Origin of the sequence: Chromohalobacter sp. 296-RDG (assembly GCF_029889885.1) — a bacterium.
Lineage (GTDB): Bacteria > Pseudomonadota > Gammaproteobacteria > Pseudomonadales > Halomonadaceae > Chromohalobacter.
Genome location: NZ_JARANY010000002.1, coordinates 108,396 through 127,048 on the forward strand (window position 1 = coordinate 108,396; position 18,653 = coordinate 127,048).

Below are 18,653 nucleotides of genomic sequence, written 5' to 3' on the forward strand. Positions count from 1 at the left end.
GGTGGGTAGTGTCAGCGCTGCGCCGATGGCGTGGTGCTCGTTTCGCTCATTGAAAAACAACAAGCGATATCAAAGAGATGTCGCATTCGTTGCCAAACCAGGAGGGCTTTATGCGCAAGCCAGAACTCGCTGCGGCGATCGCTGATCGTGCTGATCTTTCCAAGGACAAGGCCAGTCAGGTCCTTAATGTCATTCTCGATGAGATCACAGGTACCGTCTCCAAGGGCCAGGATGTCTCGCTGATCGGGTTCGGTGCCTTCACCGTACGCGAGCGTGCCGCGCGCACCGGCAAGAATCCGCAGACGGGCAAGCCGCTGACCATTCCGGCGAGCAAGACCGTGGCGTTCAAGCCCGGTAAGGCGCTCAAGGACGCCGTGAAGTGAGTGATGGCACGGAGTGTTCGGGCCATCTATCCACCGGCGCTCCGTGCAATTGCTTCTCCTTTCCCTTCTTTTTCCAAGTGGCGAGGCGTGCATGAAACTGCGTCTGATGCTGTGGCTGTTGGGTGTCATGCTCAAGCGTGCTCGACGTCGCAATCCGCGTTTTCAGCAAAGGCTCTCGGACATGCAGCGCTTCGATTGGGGCGTCGCCACCGAGGATCTCAGCCTCGCGCGCCATTACCGCATGCGCCCCGAGGCCATTGAGGACGCGCCGAGCTTACCTATCGATCTTGATCTGGAATTGCGCTTTCGCGATGCCCGTGCCGGCGTGGCGTTTCTCAAGCGCCCCACCGCGCGTGCGTTCTTTGACGGTTTGCAAAGCGGTCGTTTGCGTCTGGTCGGTGATTCGCGCGACCTGGATCGGCTACAGGGATTGCTCAAGCACTTGCGCTAGTATCCGCCACACGATGTAAGTCGCCCTGGCTCGGTCGGGTTCGTTATACTAATGTCGTAGTGTCGTGCATTGTACGACTTCCTGGCTTGTTATCGTCCGACCGAGAGATATGCTGCCGACGTCGTTGACTCAACCGCTCAGACGCCTCTGGACTCTCGAGTCCTTTGCTTACAGCTTGCGTGTGTTCATCGCTCTGGCCGGCGTCATGGCGCTGTGCTGGTATCTCGACGACATGGGCAAGTTGATCCCGCTGTTCCTGGGCATCATCGCCAGTGCCCTGGCGGAGACCGACGATACCTGGCAGGGGCGTCTGCAGGCGTTGTTGGTGACCTTGGTGTGTTTCGCCGTCGCCGCAGTGTCGGTGGAGCTGACGTTTGCGCATCCCACGATCTTTGCAGTGGGCCTTGGGGTGTCGAGTTTCGGCATGACCATGCTTGGTGCCGTGGGACAGCGCTATGCGACCATCGCCACCGCGACCCTGATTCTCGCCATCTACACCATGATCAGTCTCGAGCAGCATGGCGGTGTGGCGCTGGGCGAGCTGTGGCGCGAGCCGTTGTTGCTGGTCTCGGGTGCGGCCTGGTACGGGGCGATCTCGGTGGTGTGGTGCGCCTTGTTTTCGCGCCATCCACTCAGGTTGAGCCTGGCGCACGTCTTTCGCGAGCTGGGCGTTTACTTGCGCCTCAAGTCGGCGCTTTTCGAGCCGCTGAGAGGGCTGGATATCGAGCAGCAGCGCCTGGCGCTGGCCCAGCAGAATGGCCGCGTGGTGGCGGCGCTCAACCAGAGCAAGGAAATGATCTTCCGACGCCTCGAAGGCCAGCGAGGGGGGCGCAAACTCAATCGCTACCTGCGGCTTTACTTTATCGCGCAGGACATCCACGAGCGGGCGAGTTCCTCGCATTATCCGTATGGGGAACTGGCCGAGGCATTCTTCCATCACGATATCCTCTTTCGCGCCCAGCGTCTGCTCGATCAGCAAGGGCGTGCCTGCAAGGCCTTGAGTCGTGCGTTGCTTCTCGACCGCCCCTTCGATCACGGTCCCAGTGCCCAGGCGCTGGAAGATTTCAACGCATCCCTGAACAACCTGCATGCCCAGGGACGCGACGAATGGCGTGACCTGCTGAGCTCGCTGTCGGCCTTGGCCGATAACCTCGCCACGCTGGAAGACAAGCTGGCCGGTGCCGACAATCCCGATGCGCGAGCCGATCACGAGGACAGCAGTCTGTTCGACCGCTCGCCCCGCGGGCTGCGCGACGTCGCCGAACGTCTCCAGGCACATGTCAGCCTGGCGTCACCGGTGTTTCGCCATGCGCTACGCTTGAGTGTGACGCTGGTGGTGGGCTATGGCTTGCTGCACTGGATTCATCCCACCCAGGGGTACTGGATCCTGCTCACCAGCGTGTTCGTGTGCCGGCCCAATTTCGGCGCCACGCGGCGTTTCCTGCGCCAGCGTATCCAGGGCACGGTGCTGGGGCTGGTCGCCGGTTGGGCGCTGATCACGCTGTTTCCCACCGAGCCTATCCAGGCATTGATCGCGGTGGCCGCCGGCGTTGCTTTTTTCGCCACTCGTGCGCATCACTACACGCTCGCGACGGCCGCCATCACGCTGATGGTGCTGTGCTGCTTCAATCAGGTCGGCGATGGCTTCGTGCTGATCTGGCCGCGTCTGTTCGATACCCTGCTGGGCGCCGCCATCGCGGGTCTGGCGGTGCTGGTGATCCTGCCCGATTGGCAAGGGCGCGGGCTGCACCGCCAGGCGGCAGCGACACTCGAAGCCAGTGCGGCCTATCTGCGCGCGATCCTCGACCAGTACGCGCGTGGCAAGCGCGATGATCTAGCCTATCGGTTGGCACGGCGCAATGCCCATAACGCCGATGCGGCGCTTTCCACGACGCTGGGCAACGTACTGCTGGAGCCGGGACATTTTCGCAAGGACGCTGATATCGGGCTGCGTTTTCTGGTGCATTCGCACACCCTGTTGAGCTATCTCTCGGCACTGGGCGCCCATCGCGGGGCAGCCGGCGCTGCGTGCGACGACAACACTGAGGTGACGGCAGCGGCCGATGATGTGGCCGAGACATTGGCGCGCGTGGCACGCCAGCTCGCTGCGGGCGAAACGGTCGAACCGTACCAGGACATCCTGACGCGGCATGCCGGCTTGCTGGAGGCGTCCGCCGCTGAAGAAACGTGTGATGAACGTCGCTTGCTGCAAAGCCAGCTGGCGTTGATCAGTCGCCAACTCGTCACGTTGAGCGAGGCGGCGGGGCGTTTGTCGACCCAGGCCTCGCGTGAATGACGGCGTCGCAGGTAAGTCACTGCTATCTGGGGATAATCGACGTCACGAAACGTGACCGATAGTGTTGTTCGATCTTCAAAAAAGCAACGAGGTGGTTACGTCGCTTGGGGGCGAGACGTCTTACTGTGCACGCATGGAAGATGCCAAGACCCAATTTGCCCAACGCCTGCGCGAGGCCATGCAACAGGCCGGCTATGCGCCCAAGCCCGCCGTGCTGGAGCGCGAGTTCAATCTGCGCAATCCGGGGCGCCCAGTGACGCTGCACGGTGTACGCCGGTGGCTGCGTGGCGAGACGCTGCCCACTCAGGAAAAGCTCGTGATTCTCGCCGATTGGCTGAAAGTGCCACCGGCAACCTTGCGCTTCGGTGCACCGGTGCAGCACCGCGTCCACGAGAGCGATCATCTGTGGGAAGCGCTGAGTTATCGCGAGCGCGAGACCCTGGAAGCTTTCGCCGGCTTGCCGCCGAGTCAGCGCGCCATTGCCCGCGAGGTCATCATGGCGCTGGCCAAGGCAGGCAAGTGGGAACGTCAGGCCTGTCAGACCGAGGATGACCCCGCGTCGTCATGATGATCGGGGCGCTTGTGTTGCCCGACTGGGCTCATACCTGCCCGTAATGCCCGGCGTCTTCGCCTAGCCAACGGCGGATCAAGGGCGTGGCGGCCTCCGGCGCCTCGTCGAGCAGTGCGCGCGCCAGGGGGCTGATGGTGTCGAGTAGGTCACGGTCGCGCTCCAGATCGGCGATCTTCATCTGCGCCAGGCCCGTCTGGCGAGTGCCGAGTACCTCGCCGGGGCCGCGCAGCTCCAGGTCCTTCTCGGCGATACGAAAGCCATCAGTAGTATCGCGCATCACGCCCAGGCGTTCCCGCGAGTGCTGTGATAGCGGCGGATGATACAGCAGCACGCAGAAGCTCTCGGTGGCGCCGCGTCCCACGCGGCCACGTAGCTGATGCAACTGCGAGAGCCCCAGGCGCTCGGGGTTTTCGATGATCATCAAGCTGGCGTTGGGCACGTCGACGCCGACCTCGATCACCGTAGTGGCGATCAGAAGATCCAGCTCACCTGCCTTGAATGTCTCCATTACCTCGGCTTTTTCCGCCGCTTTCATGCGCCCGTGCACCAGGCCGATGGCCAGGTCGGGCAGCGCCTCGCCGAGGTGCTCATGAGTCGCCTCGGCGGCCTGGCAGGTCAAGGCTTCGGATTCCTCGATGAGCGTGCACACCCAGTAAGCCTGATGGCCCTCGGCGCAGGCGCGGCGAATGCGCTCGACCACCTCGGGGCGACGCTCGTCGGGGACTGCCACCGTCTTGACCGGCGTGCGCCCGGGCGGTAACTCGTCGATCATCGACAGGTCGAGATCGGCGTAAGCGCTCATCGCCAGTGTGCGCGGAATCGGTGTGGCGGTCATGATCAACTGATGCGGCGTGAGGCCCCCGGCTTCGCCCTTCTGGCGCAGCGCCAGGCGCTGATGAACGCCGAAGCGGTGCTGTTCGTCGATGACTGCCAGGCCCAGGCGCTGAAAGTGCACGTCGTCCTGAAACAGCGCATGCGTGCCCACCGCGACCTGGATACGGCCATCGGCGATGGCCGCCTTGGTATCCAGGCGTGCCTTGCCCTTGAGCTTGCCCGCCAGCCAGCCGACCTCGATGCCTAGCGGCGCGAACCAATCGCGGAAGTTACGATAATGCTGCTCGGCGAGGATCTCGGTAGGTGCCATGATGGCTGCCTGACAGTCACCGGCGATGGCCGCCAGTGCTGCCATGGCGGCGACCACGGTCTTGCCGGAGCCGACGTCGCCCTGGACCAGGCGCAACATGGGGGTGGCGCGCTCCAGATCGTGGCCGATCTCGTCGAGGACACGGCGCTGCGCGCCGGTCAGCGAGAATGGCAGCTGGGTCAGGAAACGCGCCTGCAGGCTACGCCCGCCGCCCAGTGCGGGCGCGCTGTCGGTCTGGATGCGCAGGCGCACCTGTCGCAGGCTGAGCTGATGGGCGAGCAGTTCTTCCAGCGCCAGACGTCGCTGGGTCGGATGACGCCCTTCGGCGAGACGTTCCACCGGCGCCTCGGGGGGTGGTTCGTGGAGGTAGCGCAGCGACTCGAGCAGCCCCGGCAGGCGAAAGCGTTGGCCCAGGGCACCGGGAATCCAGTCCGGCAAGGCGTCGGGCGCGGCGTCGAGTTGCTTGAGTGCCTGCTGGATCAGGCCGCGCAGGCGTGGTTGGGTCATCCCCTCGGTGGTGGGGTAGATCGGCGTCAGGTGTTCCTCGACCGGGGCATCTTCCTGATGCAGCAAACGGTACTCGGGATGATAGATCTCGAGGCCCGTAGCGCCGGCGCGGGCTTCGCCGAAGGCACGCACGCGCAGGCCACGCGTGAATTGCTGTTGCTGTGCGGGCGAGAAGTGGAAGAAGCGCAGGCTGAGAATACCCGAATCATCCTTGAGACGCACCAACAGGCTACGCCGCCGTCCTTTGACGATATCGGCAGCGGCGATATCGCCCTCGACCACGGCTTCGGTGCCGGCGCGCAGCGTGCCAATAGGCGTGATACGCGTACGGTCCTGATAGCGCAATGGCAGGTGAAAGAGCATATCGGCGATGCTGACGATGCCCAGCCGGGCGAGCTTGGCGGCCAGCGCTTCGCCCACGCCGGTGAGTTCGCTGACCGGCGCATCCATAGCCTTCATGTCAGTGCTCATGCCGCCTGGATACGCTGTTGTTGGCACGTCTCGATGGCCTGGGTCAGGGCATCGATGGCCTTGGGCCTGGGGAAACTGGCACGCCAGGCGATGGCCACCGTACGGCTGGGCACGCTATTGGCGAAGGGCCGGCTTTCGAGCAGCCCCGATTCATAATGGCCGGTGCCGATGGCCGATTTGGGTAGCACCGTGATGCCCAGTCCCGAGGCCACCATGTGGCGAATGGTTTCCAGCGAACCGCCCTCGGCGATCAAGGTGTTACCGGGATTGTTGAGTTGATTGTTGATGGCGGGGCAAGCCTCGAGGATTTGGTCACGAAAACAGTGTCCCTCGCCCAACAGCAGCAGCTTTTCCTGGAGCAGCTCTTCCTTGGCGATAGCGGTCTTGCGTGTCCATGGATGGCCGGCGGGTAACAGTACTTCGAAAGGCTCTTCGTAAATCGCCTTGGTCAGCACATCCGGCTCGGTGAACGGCAGGGCGACGATCACGGCATCCAGTTCACCGCTGCGCAGTTTGCGGCGCAAGTCCCCCGTCAGACCCTCTTCGATGTACAGTGGCATCTGCGGGGCATGATGCGACAGCTCGGGAATCAGGTGCGGAAACAGGTAAGGTCCGATGGTGTAAATCGCCCCGATGCGCAGTGGGCTCGCCAGTTGGTCCTTGCCTTCGGTGGCCATTTCCTTGATGAGGCCAGCTTGTTCCAGCACCCGATGCGCCTGAGCGACGATCTTCTCGCCTAGCGGTGTGACCTGTACGGTGGATTTGGAACGCTCGAACAAGGCGATGCCCAGCTCGTCTTCCAACTTCTTGACGGCCACCGAAAGTGTGGGCTGGGAAACGTAGCAGCGCTCGGCAGCGCGCCCGAAGTGGTGCTCTTGAGCCAAGGTTACGATATAACGAAGTTCTGTTAGAGTCATAGTCTGGGCCTTTTCGGGCCTCCTGGGCACGCGATGGATTCACTAAGGTATTCGATGCAAGGGACTTTTTGCCAAGGACTTTTTATCAAGGACTTTTACCAAGAGGCTAGGGAAAGGTGAAGAAAACGACTCTGATTATTGGTTGCGGCGACATTGGTATCCAGCTAGGTAAGCGGCTGATCGACGCTGGCCAACGGGTGATCGGCGTGCGCCGCCAGGTCGCGCCGCTCGCGGAAACCGGCATCGAGGCCTTGGCACTGGACGTTACGGACACTGCGGCGCTGGCACGCTTGCCTGACGCAGATACCGTCGTCTATATCCTAAGCGCTGCGCGCTTCGACGAAAACGCCTATGCCGAAGCGTATCCCAAGGGGCTCAAGGCCGTGCTCGGCGAACTCGAGACGCGAGCCACGTCGCCCAAGCGCGTTTTTTTCGTCTCCTCGACCAGCGTCTATGCCCAGCAAGCGGGCGAAATGGTCGACGAAACCTCCGAGACTGCGCCCACCGGATTCTCGGGGCTGCTGATGCGCGAGGCCGAACAAGCGCTGCTCGATCACTCCATGCCTGGCACCGTGGTACGCTTTTCGGGGATCTACGGCCCGGGGCGCGATCGATTGATTCGCCAGGTCAAGGAAGGGCGCGTCGCGGCAGCGAACCCGCCGATGTATTCCAACCGCATCCATCGCGACGATTGCGCGGGTGTGCTGGCGCATTTGATCGCCTTGAGCCTCGATGACAAGCCGGTGGAGGCGCTTTATCTGGCCAGTGACTGCGAGCCGACGCCTTTGCATGAAGTGATGACATGGATGGCTGGCAAGCTCAAGGTCGAGCTCACCGAGACCATTCAATCACCGTTGCGGCGACGTGCCAGCAAGCGCTGTGACAACTCACGCGTGCGCGACAGTGGCTATCGCTTTCAGTATCCCACTTTCCGTGAGGGCTACGCCGAGGTGATCGAAGCACAGCGGCAGGCGCCCGAGTCCGTTTGAACCTACTCGTTTGCCGGCGTCGCAGAACTCTCGGCCAGCACCCGATAGACGGGCCGCGTGCCGTCGAGAATCGACTCGACTAGCGTCAGTCGCATCAACGGCCAATTCCATTCGGGCGCCTCGAGCATTGCGGGTGGCGCCTTCTTGGTGTGGCGCAGTAGCGTGATGTGAGGTCGGAAGTCATGTGAAGCTGGCAGTGACCGGCCGCTGGCTTGCAAGGCCTCGCCAAGACGTGCGCGCCACAGGTTCAATGTGGGCGTCGGCGGCCCGCCGCGCCATGCCAGGCGCGGTTTATAGAAATAACCGTAGCGGTCGAGCGTCCACTCGCCCGCAGGCAGCGTCAGGCGCTCGGTCAATATCTGCAGGGCCGCAATCTCCGCCGTGGGCACATTCCCTAGAAACCCCAGCGTTAGATGCAGGTTGTCGATAGCCGGCGTGCGCCCCCCGCAATGGCGTTGGAGGCGCGACGCCAGTGACGCCAGACGCTCGCGCAGGGCGGCGTCGGGCCAGGCGGCGAAGAACACACGCCGCGTGGTGCGCCTCTCAATCACCGAGGACCATGACGGCTTCGGCTTCCACCTGGCTGCCTTTGGGCAGTTCCCTGACGCCGACTGCTGCGCGGGCCGGATACGGGGCCTGGAAGTACTCTTCCATGATCTGGTTGACCACGGCAAAGTGGCTCAGATCGGTCAGGTAGATATTGAGCTTGACGATGTCCTGTAGCGAGCCGGCAGCTTCCTGGCAGACGGCCTGCAGATTGGTGAAGACCTGGTGCGCCTGGGTGTCGATATCCTCGGCGACGAGCTCCATGTTACCGGGGTCCAGCGGGATCTGCCCGGATATGTATACCGTGTTGCCGGCCTTGATGGCCTGCGAGTAGGGTCCGATGGCGGCCGGCGCCTGCTCGGTATTGATGACGGCTTTGTTACTCATGGCATGGCTCCTTGTCATTATGCGTGTGCGCATTGCGATGGACAAAAATAACGGCACCGCCGCGTCCGCGTTAGCGGGCGCGCCGGGCATCGTAAAAACGAAACGACCGACCCGCCGCTCTGGTGGGCGGCAGGTCGGTCGCCATGGTGTCAACTGCGAACGCGAGTGATCTTGCCGACGTGGGGCAGGTTGCGCAGTCGTTTCATGATACTTGCTAGATGCACGCGGTCGTGGACGGCCAACGTCAGGTTGACGATCGACAGGCGTGCATCGCGTTCCTCAATGCCGATGCGTTCGATATTGGCACCGGCATCGGTCACCAGGCCGGCCAGTTCGGCGACCAGGCCGCGCCGCGTCTCGACATGCAGGCGCAGCGCCACCGGGAAATCTTGATCGATCTGCTGAGACCACTCCAGAGCGAACAGCTTGTCGGGGTCGCCGCGCAGTTCCTGCAGGTTACCACAATCGTGGCGGTGTACCACGATTCCCTTGCCGACCGAAAGATGACCGACAATGGGATCGCCGGGCAGCGGATAACAGCAGCGCGCGAAGCTGATGATCATGCCCTCGGCACCGTTGATCACGATCGGCATTCCGGAATGCGACGCCGTGGCGACTTCCTCGGCGGTTTCCGGGGCGTTACATTCCAGCAGGCGGCGCGCGATGACGTAGGCCATGCGCGTTCCGAGCCCGATCGATTCGAGCAGATCGTCCTCGTGCCTGAAATCGAGTTCTTCGAGTACCGCCGTCAAGCGATGCTCGGGCAGCTCCTCGAGGCTGGTCTCGAAGGCGCTCAGTGCACGGTTGAGCAAGCGCCGTCCCAACTGCACGGACTCGGTGCGCTGCTGATGCTTGAGGGCGTGACGGATCGCTGAGCGCGCCTTGGCGGTGACCACGAAGTTGAGCCAGGCCAGGTTGGGGCGGGCACCGGGCGCGGTGATGATCTCCAGCGTCTGGCCGCTTTCCAGGGTCGATGACAGCGGCGCCAGATGGCGGTCTATGCGGCAGGCGATGCAACTGTTACCGATATCGGTGTGCACGCTGTAGGCAAAGTCCACGGCCGTGGCGCCGCCAGGGAGCTCCATGATGTCGCCTTTGGGCGTGAATACGTAGATATCGTCGGGGAACAGGTCGTTCTTGACGTGTTCTATGAACTCCAGGGAGTTGCCAGCGTGGCGCTGCATCTCGAGCAGCCCGCGGACCCATTCGCGGGCGCGAGCATGGCTGCCGGCGCCGATGGGGCGCGCGGTCTGACCAGCCTTGTACAGCCAATGCGCGGCGATACCGTTGTTGGCCATCGCTTCCATCTCGCGGGTGCGAATCTGCACCTCGACGGGCATTCCGCTGGGGCCGAACAGCGTCGTATGCAGACTCTGGTAGCCGTTGGCCTTGGGGATGGCGATGTAGTCCTTGAAACGCCCCGGCACGGGCTTGTAGAGATTGTGCACCGCGCCGAGAATGCGGTAACAGGTGTCGACGTCATCGGTGATGATGCGAAACCCGAACACGTCCATGATCTCGGCGAAGGGTTTGCGCTGGTCACGCATCTTGCGATAGATCGACAACAGGTGCTTCTGGCGGCCCACTACGCTGCCGCCCAGCGCGTCGTCATCGAGGCACTTCTGCAGGCTGTCCTGAATCTGGCGCATCATCGAGCGGCGATTGCCGCGCGCCTTGGTGACCGCGCGCTTGATGCGCTCGGCACGCATCGGGTGGATCGCCTGGAAGGAAAGATCCTCGAGTTCGACGCGAATGGTATTGATACCCAGACGCCCGGCAATACGCGCGTAGATTTCCAACGTCTCGCGGGCAATGCGGCGCTTCTTTTCGGGACGCAGTGCCCCGAGGGTGCGCATGTTGTGCAGGCGGTCGGCGAGCTTGACGATGATCACGCGGATGTCCTGGGACATCGCCAGAACCATCTTCTGGAAGTTCTCCGCCTGGGCGACCGCCTTGTCCTCGAAGGTGATCTGGGTAAGCTTGGAGACGCCATCGACCAGTTCGGCCACGGGGCCGCCGAATTGCTGGGTCAACGCCTCCTTGGTCACGCCGGTATCTTCGATGACGTCATGCAGCATGGCGGCCATCAGGCTTTGATGGTCCATGTGCATATTGGCGAGGATATTGGCGACCGCCAGCGGATGCGTGACGTAGGGTTCGCCGGAGCGCCGCCGCTGGCCGTCATGGGCCTGCTCGGCGTAGTAAAAGGCGCGCTTGACGTGCAGAATCTCCTCGGGGGGTAGGTAGCCGCCGAGTCGGTCCGCGAGATCGTCGATGGTGAACATAGTGCGCGCCTTCGAGAATGGAGAGAACTTAGTCGTTGTACTCTCGCTCGGGACGCGGCTTGGGAGCGGGCGGATCGACGACTTCGTCGAGGACGTTGACATCGACCAGGCCAGCCGCGATTTCGCGCAGTGCCATGACCGTGGGCTTGTCGTTTTCCCAGGCCAGTTGGGCATCGCGCGAGCCGCGAGCGAGCTGACGTGACCGCTGCGTGGCGATCATCACCAACTGAAAACGGTTATCGACGTTGTCGAGGCAATCTTCTACGGTAACGCGTGCCATGAGTGTGAACCCTGATCGAGAAATAAAAACGGCGTAAGCCGGACCTGCGGAAGGGCCTCCGAGTCTACTCGACGTCTTCCACGCGTGACAAGAGTGCCGCCAGCAGTGGCGCGTGAGCGGCTCGAACGCGTGTCACGCGGGTGCGTTCGGTATGCACCAGACAGCTCAGCTCGTCGAGCGCGCGGGCGAAGGTGTCGTTGACGATGATATGTTCGTATTCAACGTAGTGCGACATCTCGTCGATCGCATCGCGCATGCGTCGGGCGATGGTTGCCTCGTCATCGGTGCCGCGCCCCGAAAGTCGCGCGTGGAGTGCTTCCCGGGAAGGCGGCAGGATGAACACCGAGACCGCCTCGTCGAAGGCCTCGCGCACTTGGCGGGCACCTTGCCAGTCGATTTCCAGAACCACGTCCTGGCCGGCGTCGAGCAGGGCCTGCACGGCGGCTCGCGAGGTGCCGTAGTAGTTGTCGAAGACCCGCGCATACTCGATGAAATCGCCGCTTTCGATCAGGCGCTCGAAGGTCGTGACGTCGACGAAGTGGTAGTTGACGCCGTTGTGCTCGCCGGGGCGCATGTCGCGCGTGGTGTGCGAGACGCTGACCTGGATGCCCGCGATGCGTTCGAGCAGGGCACGTACCAGGCTGGTCTTGCCCGCGCCTGAAGGCGCCGAGACGATGTAGAGTGTCCCTTTTGACGGAAGCTGAGTGGGCATGGGGCGTGTCCGATTGAGCCGCTTCTGGGGAAACGAGCATTATCGCATACACTTTGTGTCCTGCCGACATCGCGCAGGGCGCGCGCCACCTGACAAGGAACCTTTTACATGTCCCCTACGGGTATGTCACCCAATGAATCGACGACGCGGCTGGGTTTTGCCGGGGTCGCCTTTGCGTTTCTCGTGACCATGCTGGGCACGACGCTGCCGACGCCACTCTATCCGGGCTATCAAGCGACCTTCGGTTTCTCGCAGCTCGTCATCACGGTGATCTTCGCCGCCTATGCCGTAGGCGTCATCGCCGCGCTGTTGATCACCGGACGCTGGTCGGATCAGTTGGGGCGCCGTCCGCTACTGTTTGCGGGTTTGGCGGCAGCGGCGCTTAGCGATGTCATCTTCCTGGCGTCCGAGGGGCTTTCCACGTTGCTGGCCGGGCGCGTGTTATCGGGGATCTCGGCTGGTATCTTTACCGGCACGGCGACAGTGGCCGTGGTCGAGTCGGCGCCCGAGGCTTGGAAGCGCGCGGCGACCTTCGTCGCGACCGCCGCCAACATGGGGGGCCTGGGTTTGGGGCCGGTCGTCGCGGGCGCCTTGGGTGAATACGCCGTGTGGCCGTTGCATCTGGCGTATGCCGTACATCTGGGGCTTTTGGCGATCGCCGTGCTGGGCGTCGCCGTGGCATCGGAAACCGTGACGCCCCCGCCCCGGATTCGCCTGCGCATACAGCGCCTGAAGGTGCCCGCCGAGGTGCGCGGCGTGTTCGTGCCGGCGGTGATCGCTGGGTTCGCCGGCTTTGCGGTGCTGGGATTTTTCACCGCCACCGCACCAGCCTTCATGAGCCAGGTGCTGGGGCATTCGAACCTGCTGGCGATCGGTCTGGTGGCTGGCTGCGTGTTCTTCGCCTCGACCCTGGGACAGCTCGTGCAGGGGCGTCTGCCCGAGGCGCATCGCTTGCCGCTGGGATGTGGCGTGGTGATCGTCGGCGCATTGACCGTCGGGGCCGGATTGGCGTTGGTGACGCTGGCGGTCTTCCTGCTGGGAGCGCTGATCGTCGGGTTGGGTCAGGGCATTGCCTTTCGCGCCGGGCTGGGCGCCGTGGCGGCGGCCTGCCCGCTGAATCAGCGTGGCGCGGTGACCTCGACCTTCTTCGTGATCGCCTATGTGGCGATTTCGATTCCCGTGGTGGGCATCGGGCTAGTGGCGCGACTCGTCGGCCTGCAAGCCACCGGGGTGGGATTCGCCATCGGTGTCGCCGCGCTGGCAGGCGTCGCTTTGGTATCATTGCAGCGTCAGCGTGCCGCCACGGCGGTGCGTTAAGCGTTTTCGTCAGCTTTTCCGTCCGTGCCCAGGAGCCTGAGAATGTCCGAGTCCCCCACCCGTCTTCGCCTCCGCCGTCCCGACGACTGGCATCTTCACTTGCGCGACGACGACGTGATGCGCCTGGTACTGCCCGCCACCAGTCGGGTCTATGGACGGGCCATCGTGATGCCCAATCTGATGCCGCCGATCACTACGCTGGCGGAGGCCGAGGCCTATCGCGCGCGCATTCTCGAAGCAGTGCCGGCGGGTCATGATTTCACGCCGCTGATGACCTGCTACCTCAACGAGAGCGTCTCCGCCGAGACACTCGAGGCGGGTCATGCCAGTGGCTTGCTGACGGCGGCCAAGCTCTACCCGGCCAATGCCACCACCAATTCGCAGCATGGCGTCAAGCAGGTCGCGGACATCTACCCGCTGCTTGAGGTAATGGAGCGAATCGGTATGCCGCTGCTGGTGCATGGCGAAGTCACGCGCGGCGAGATCGATATCTTCGATCGGGAAAAGTTCTTCATCGACGAGGTGATGATCCCGCTGCGCCAGCGCTTTCCGGCGCTCAAGGTGGTGTTCGAGCACATTACCACCGGTGACGCCGCGCAATACGTCTTGGAAGGCGATGCCAACCTGGCCGCAACGCTGACGCCGCAGCATCTGGCGCACAACCGCAACGACATGCTGGTGGGCGGTATTCGTCCGCACCTGTATTGCCTGCCGATTCTCAAGCGGGCCGAGCACCAGCGGGCGTTGCGCGCGGCGGTGGCCAGCGGTCATCCGCGATTCTTCCTGGGCACCGACTCGGCGCCGCACGTGGTCGCCGCCAAGGAAACGGCCTGCGGTTGCGCCGGGGTGTTCAACGCCCAGGCGTCGCTGGCCGTCTATGCCGAAGTGTTCGAAGAGGAAGATGCGCTCGAGCATTTCGCGGCATTCTGCTCGGAGAACGGGCCACGCTTCTATGGTCTGCCGTTCAACGAGGAGGAGATCGAACTCGAACGTCACCCCTGGACGATGCCCGAGCGCACCGCCGGCTATGGGGAGACGCTGATGCCCTTTAAAGCCGGCGAGACGCTGGCGTGGTCGGTCAATGCCGGACGCGAGTGACGCGCATCAGGTTGTCGTCGACAGGTGCGGCAAGTGCGCCATGTCTGGCTCACGCAGTGGGCGGATCTCCCAGCCGCGTGTTCCGTATGGCGCCACCCATTGCGGCACGGCGTTATCGGTGCGCGGCCCTTCCGGCGTGCCGCTGTCGAGATAGCGGATTACTCGGATCAGCCCGGAATGGCCGACGATCAGTGGCGTCTCGTGCTCGACGAGCAGGGCATTGAGCGTGGCGATGATGCGGGTCACGAAATCCGCCCAGCTTTCCCCGCCTTCGGGCGAGAGCAGGTAAGGCATCGTCTCGGGAATGAGCTGCTCTTCGTGCTCGCCCCAATGGCGTTCCTTGAGCCCACCGATCAGACAATGCGGGGCACGCCCGGTGGCGAGTTCGGCCGTGCGTTGGGCACGCTCCAGGGGGCTGGCGACGATCAATGGCCAGGCGACGTCGCTGAGCAGCACAGATGCCTGGCGCGCTTCCTGTTCGCCTTGCGCAGTGAGAGGGACATCGCGCTGGCCGGCGATCCGACGGCTCAGGTTACTGGTGCTCTGGCCATGGCGCAGAAAGACGAAGGGGCGGCGAATCAGCTCGGGCATGGCGATGGCTCCATGGAAATCCTATATCGATCCTATCAGGCCAAACGCGGCGGAGCGCGTGCAATGTAGCATTGTGGTCGATAAACGGAGAAAAGAAGGCTTGTATTTTAGACTTAAGTCTAAATCTGAGATAATTGATCGCTTCGGCCTACAGGTTGCGAATTAGGGCGCGACACGTTGTCTTCGGGGCACGTTCTTCTCGCCACGTTCCTCACGATCAGTACCTTAAAGACAGGAAATTGCCCATGAGCGAATCCACAGACGCGTCGACGCCTTCTGGCGCCGCTCACCCACGCCTGGCGGAGTTGGCCCTGGCGCTGGGCGGCTTCGGTATCGGTACCGGTGAATTCGTCATCATGGGATTGATGAGCCGCGTTGCCGATGATCTTCAGGTGGCGGTTCCCGATGTCGGCTATGCCATCAGCAGTTACGCGCTCGGCGTCGTCGTCGGCGCGCCAATCATCTCGGCCCTGGCGGCACGGCTGCCCAAGCGGGCATTGCTGATCGGGCTTATGCTGCTATTCGCTCTCGGCAACTTTGCCAGCATCATGGCGCCGCATTTCGGTATCTTCGTCGGGTTACGCTTCATCGCCGGCCTGCCGCACGGCGCGTACTTCGGCGTCGCGGCGCTGGTGGCGGCCGCAGCGGTGCCCGTCGATCAACGCGCCCGAGCGGTGGCGCGCGTCATGACCGGGCTGACCGTGGCGATTCTGGTTGGTGCACCGTTGGCTACCTGGGTGGGCAATATGATCGGCTGGCAGGCGGCTTTCGCCGGTGTGGGCGGCATCGCGCTGCTGACGGCGCTGATGGTGCGCCTATGGGTGCCGTATCAGCCCGCCGATCATAAGGCCAGTCCCAAGCGCGAGTTGAGCGCGATGATCAAGCCGCGTGTGCTGTTCACGCTGGGCGTGGCCTGCTTCGGATGCGGCGGTATGTTCGCAGTGTTCAGTTATGTCATGCCCACGCTTACCGAGCAGGCCGGCATGGCTGAGTCGCTGGGGCCGCTGGTGCTGGCGATTTTCGGGGTGGGCACCATCCTGGGTAATTTCGCCGGTGCGCGTATCGCCGACTGGAACCTCCTGCGCGGCATTCCGATCATCCTGCTGTGGGTGGCATGCGTACAAGGTGGCTTTTACTTCGCCGCCAACTCGGTGTGGACAGGCTTCTTGTTCGTAGCGCTGGTCGGGACCAGCATGGCCGTCGCCCCCGCCATGCAGACGCGGTTGATGGACGTCGCTGAAGACGCCCAGACCATGGCCGCCTCGCTCAATCACGCCGCTTTCAACATGGCCAACGCGCTCGGCGCCTGGTTGGCCGGCGTGACCATCAAGGCGGGTCTGGCGTGGTCATCCACCGGCCTGGTGGGCGCCTCGCTCGCCTTGTTGGGCATCGCGATCTTCGCCACCGGCCGCTGGCTGGAAAAGCGCGAGGCGTTGCAGCAGCCCGCTGCCTCGTCATAAGGCAGGCCGCAAGTGGCATGTGTACATTGCTTGCGGTCGCCACACTCCTCGAATTACGGCTTTCTCGATCAGATTAATTTTTCGGTAACACTTAAGTTTTTTCTTATTTTACCGATAATTATTCAGGGGCTGTGTCACCCAGCCGCATAGCAAGGTAACCGTGCTTGAGATACTGCACGAGGCTGGGCCATTGAAACCGCCAGAATGGACGTCGTGGAGAAAGCGCTATGTCGGGGATGGAAGATGGGGGCGGAGTACGGGAAAAGGGTGAATTTGCGGTGCTCGGGTTTGTGTTGTCCTGCCGTTTGCAGGAGGTCGGAACAGAGGATGCGACGCGGGTGCTCGACGCCTTGGAAGCAGAACTCGAATCGCGCGGTTTGATCATGGGTGGTGGGGTCGACACGGATCGGCTGGATGTCTTCGTGTTGCCGCATAAAAACGCCAGCGCTACGGACAAGGACCGCCTTGCGCTGGCCGAGTGGCTCGATCAACAACCGCTTTGCACGGAAGTGGTGGTGGGCGATTGGATGGATGCTTACGGGGTGGAGTGACAAACGCGGCGGCCATGCATGGACCTGTATTAATCGCGGTTCAAGAGCCTTTGCCTCAGCGCAGGGCTCTTGGGCAGTAATCCCACACTCAGCCCGAACGGTCTGAAGGCACTATTCAGGAGCGTGAGCGACTGGCTGCCTTTGTCGGTCTCGATATCCGAGAGCGTGCGGCGGCTGATTCTGGTCAGCGTCGCTTTGGCGTAGAGGTTCAGTATTGACCAACTCATAGATGGCCTCATGTAATTCAAGTAGCGACGGGCTTTGCGTCGTTTTGCTTGAGTCACGACATGTTCTCGGGCGCATCATCCTGCCCCAATTCTACGGCCGTGATCTTCAACTCCTCGGCCAACTCGTCCATGAAGCGCAAGGCGACTTCGAACTCTCTGTCACTGTAGCCCGAGAGTAAAGCCTCGACCCGTTCGGCATGTGCCTCGTAGAGCGTATCGATCTCGGCGATCATTGCCGGGTTCGCGCGCAGATTCCAGCGACGGCGATCGCTTTGATCCTGCTCACGATCGAGAAATCCCCGATTGACCAGTTTGTCGACGATCACGCTCAACGAGGCGCGAGTGAGTCCGGTTTGGTCGGCGAGATAAGTGGCCGTCAAAGGGGCCTCGTGTTGCACCAGCCGTATGCACTCTAGCTCTGTCGCGGTCAGCCCCAGCCTCCGAGCGGCGGCGTCCTGAAAGAGCACGGTGCGTGCGCCGAAGCGTTGTGCCCGTATGAGGTATCGATCGAAACGTTTCTTTGACATCTCTCTATCCATATGCTTAGTTTATCTAAATGTTAGATAAACTAACAAAAATAGTCCAGTGATTTCTGCTGGTCATAACGCTTACTACCTACTCTTGGCAACGTGGAGAGCGCTCGAGGGACCATGCGGTGTCGCCGCTCTTCAGGGTAATCGAAAGGAGAAGTGCCATGGATCTAAATGGAAAAATCGTACTCGTCACTGGTGCAGCAACTGGGATAGGGGCCGCAATAGCCGCCGAATTCAACCAGGCAGGGGCCAGCGTCGTTGGTTTTGATATCGCTTGGCATGACAGGACCGCGTCCGATATCGAACGAATTCATTGCGATGTTACCGATGCCGACAGCGTGAAGCGCTGTGTCGCTGATACCGAATCTCATCATGGCAGGGTGGATATCCTGGTCAACAATGCCGCCATGGCGTCGTCGGTCACGCCCAAACCGTTCGAGGAGATAAGCGCCGAGGAGTGGGAGAAGGTCATGACAGTCAATACCCTGGCCCCGTTTCTATGTAGCCAGGCCGTGACGCCAGGCATGCGTGAGCGCGGATGGGGGCGAATAATCAACCTCACTTCTGCTGTGATATTCCAGGCGGTGCCATTCAACTTGCATTACTTCTCGAGTAAGGGCGCGATCGCCGTAATGACTCGCTCGTTGGCCCGGGAACTCGGTTCCGACGGTATTACCGTCAATGGTGTCGCACCTGGCATGACAGTGACCGAGGGTATCGAGAAGAACGGCGGCTATTCGCAAGAGATGCTTTCGCAGATCGCCAACGCTCGTTGTTTACCACGTGAAGAACGCGCCGAGGATCTCGCTGGTATTTGCACGTTCCTGGCCAGCGAGGATGCGAGCTTCATCACCGGCCAGATCGTGACCGTGGACGGTGGGATGGCGTTTCACTGAGCGATATCGAGACCGGATCACATTACCCCTTATTCAGCTTG

Annotated in this window: 20 protein-coding genes; 10 read left to right on the forward strand and 10 right to left on the reverse strand. The window is 62.4% G+C overall.

The window, feature by feature from the left end:
- Positions 1-110 precede the first annotated feature (110 nt).
- From OP495_RS01800 to OP495_RS01815, 4 genes are all read left to right on the forward strand, one after another.
- Positions 111-383 carry an HU family DNA-binding protein gene (locus OP495_RS01800; RefSeq protein ID WP_040240342.1) on the forward strand — a complete coding sequence of 91 codons (273 nt, stop codon included), beginning with the start codon at positions 111-113 and terminating at the stop codon, positions 381-383.
- A gap of 91 nt (positions 384-474) precedes the next feature.
- Positions 475-834, forward strand: coding sequence for a hypothetical protein (locus OP495_RS01805; RefSeq protein WP_280562457.1), 360 nt, complete (start codon positions 475-477; stop codon positions 832-834).
- Between the two features lie 109 nt (positions 835-943).
- Positions 944-3,130, forward strand: coding sequence for a YccS family putative transporter (gene yccS, locus OP495_RS01810; protein WP_280566767.1), 2,187 nt, complete (start codon positions 944-946; stop codon positions 3,128-3,130).
- A gap of 133 nt (positions 3,131-3,263) precedes the next feature.
- Complete coding sequence (locus OP495_RS01815; protein ID WP_280562459.1) at positions 3,264-3,698, forward strand: XRE family transcriptional regulator; 435 nt, start codon at positions 3,264-3,266, stop codon at positions 3,696-3,698.
- Positions 3,699-3,729: 31 nt separating this feature from the next.
- On the opposite strand, the gene recG is transcribed toward OP495_RS01815, so the two are convergent.
- Together recG and OP495_RS01825 are read right to left on the reverse strand one after the other, a co-directional pair.
- Positions 3,730-5,811 carry an ATP-dependent DNA helicase RecG gene (gene recG, locus OP495_RS01820; protein WP_280566768.1) on the reverse strand — a complete coding sequence of 694 codons (2,082 nt, stop codon included), beginning with the start codon at positions 5,809-5,811 and terminating at the stop codon, positions 3,730-3,732.
- Positions 5,812-5,819: 8 nt separating this feature from the next.
- Positions 5,820-6,740, reverse strand: coding sequence for a hydrogen peroxide-inducible genes activator (locus OP495_RS01825; protein ID WP_280562461.1), 921 nt, complete (start codon positions 6,738-6,740; stop codon positions 5,820-5,822).
- Positions 6,741-6,856: 116 nt separating this feature from the next.
- On the opposite strand from OP495_RS01825, the gene OP495_RS01830 reads away from it, so the two are divergent.
- Positions 6,857-7,729, forward strand: coding sequence for an SDR family oxidoreductase (locus OP495_RS01830; RefSeq protein WP_280566770.1), 873 nt, complete (start codon positions 6,857-6,859; stop codon positions 7,727-7,729).
- A 2-nt stretch (positions 7,730-7,731) separates the two neighbouring features.
- On the opposite strand, the gene thpR is transcribed toward OP495_RS01830, so the two are convergent.
- The 5 genes from thpR to gmk all read right to left on the reverse strand — a co-directional run bounded on the left by thpR (position 7,732) and on the right by gmk (position 11,939).
- Entirely contained in the window at positions 7,732-8,280 is a 549-nt protein-coding gene (thpR, locus tag OP495_RS01835) for an RNA 2',3'-cyclic phosphodiesterase (RefSeq protein WP_280566772.1), read from the reverse strand.
- On the reverse strand, positions 8,273-8,662 hold the full coding sequence (locus OP495_RS01840) for a RidA family protein (RefSeq protein WP_280566773.1): 390 nt from the start codon (positions 8,660-8,662) through the stop codon (positions 8,273-8,275). The genes thpR and OP495_RS01840 overlap by 8 nt, the downstream gene beginning before the upstream one ends.
- Before the next feature lie 149 nt (positions 8,663-8,811).
- On the reverse strand, positions 8,812-10,947 hold the full coding sequence (gene spoT, locus OP495_RS01845; RefSeq protein ID WP_280566775.1) for a bifunctional GTP diphosphokinase/guanosine-3',5'-bis pyrophosphate 3'-pyrophosphohydrolase: 2,136 nt from the start codon (positions 10,945-10,947) through the stop codon (positions 8,812-8,814).
- Between the two features lie 28 nt (positions 10,948-10,975).
- Positions 10,976-11,227 (reverse strand): DNA-directed RNA polymerase subunit omega, encoded by a 252-nt coding sequence (gene rpoZ / locus OP495_RS01850; RefSeq protein ID WP_040240363.1) that lies wholly within the window; start codon positions 11,225-11,227, stop codon positions 10,976-10,978.
- Positions 11,228-11,291: 64 nt separating this feature from the next.
- Positions 11,292-11,939, reverse strand: coding sequence for a guanylate kinase (gene gmk / locus OP495_RS01855; RefSeq protein ID WP_280566777.1), 648 nt, complete (start codon positions 11,937-11,939; stop codon positions 11,292-11,294).
- A gap of 108 nt (positions 11,940-12,047) precedes the next feature.
- On the opposite strand from gmk, the gene OP495_RS01860 reads away from it, so the two are divergent.
- Together OP495_RS01860 and pyrC are read left to right on the forward strand one after the other, a co-directional pair.
- Complete coding sequence (locus OP495_RS01860; protein ID WP_280566778.1) at positions 12,048-13,256, forward strand: MFS transporter; 1,209 nt, start codon at positions 12,048-12,050, stop codon at positions 13,254-13,256.
- 42 nt (positions 13,257-13,298) lie between these two features.
- Positions 13,299-14,354 (forward strand): dihydroorotase, encoded by a 1,056-nt coding sequence (gene pyrC, locus OP495_RS01865; RefSeq protein ID WP_280566779.1) that lies wholly within the window; start codon positions 13,299-13,301, stop codon positions 14,352-14,354.
- 6 nt (positions 14,355-14,360) lie between these two features.
- On the opposite strand, the gene OP495_RS01870 is transcribed toward pyrC, so the two are convergent.
- On the reverse strand, positions 14,361-14,945 hold the full coding sequence (locus tag OP495_RS01870; RefSeq protein WP_280566780.1) for a histidine phosphatase family protein: 585 nt from the start codon (positions 14,943-14,945) through the stop codon (positions 14,361-14,363).
- Positions 14,946-15,190: 245 nt separating this feature from the next.
- Between OP495_RS01870 and OP495_RS01875 the strand changes: the two genes are divergently transcribed.
- Positions 15,191-16,405 carry an MFS transporter gene (locus OP495_RS01875; protein ID WP_280566781.1) on the forward strand — a complete coding sequence of 405 codons (1,215 nt, stop codon included), beginning with the start codon at positions 15,191-15,193 and terminating at the stop codon, positions 16,403-16,405.
- A gap of 227 nt (positions 16,406-16,632) precedes the next feature.
- The gene (locus OP495_RS01880) at positions 16,633-16,956 is read left to right on the forward strand and encodes a 50S ribosome-binding protein YggL (RefSeq protein ID WP_280566784.1); all 324 of its coding nucleotides are present in this window, start codon (positions 16,633-16,635) and stop codon (positions 16,954-16,956) included.
- A 29-nt stretch (positions 16,957-16,985) separates the two neighbouring features.
- On the opposite strand, the gene OP495_RS01885 is transcribed toward OP495_RS01880, so the two are convergent.
- Together OP495_RS01885 and OP495_RS01890 are read right to left on the reverse strand one after the other, a co-directional pair.
- Positions 16,986-17,183, reverse strand: a complete 198-nt coding sequence (locus OP495_RS01885; protein ID WP_280566786.1) for a hypothetical protein — start codon at positions 17,181-17,183, stop codon at positions 16,986-16,988.
- Positions 17,184-17,236: 53 nt separating this feature from the next.
- Positions 17,237-17,710, reverse strand: a complete 474-nt coding sequence (locus tag OP495_RS01890; RefSeq protein WP_280564756.1) for a MarR family transcriptional regulator — start codon at positions 17,708-17,710, stop codon at positions 17,237-17,239.
- 167 nt (positions 17,711-17,877) lie between these two features.
- Here OP495_RS01890 and OP495_RS01895 point away from each other — a divergent pair, with 167 nt between their 5' ends.
- The gene (locus OP495_RS01895; RefSeq protein WP_280566787.1) at positions 17,878-18,612 is read left to right on the forward strand and encodes an SDR family oxidoreductase; all 735 of its coding nucleotides are present in this window, start codon (positions 17,878-17,880) and stop codon (positions 18,610-18,612) included.
- Positions 18,613-18,653: the final 41 nt, after the last annotated feature.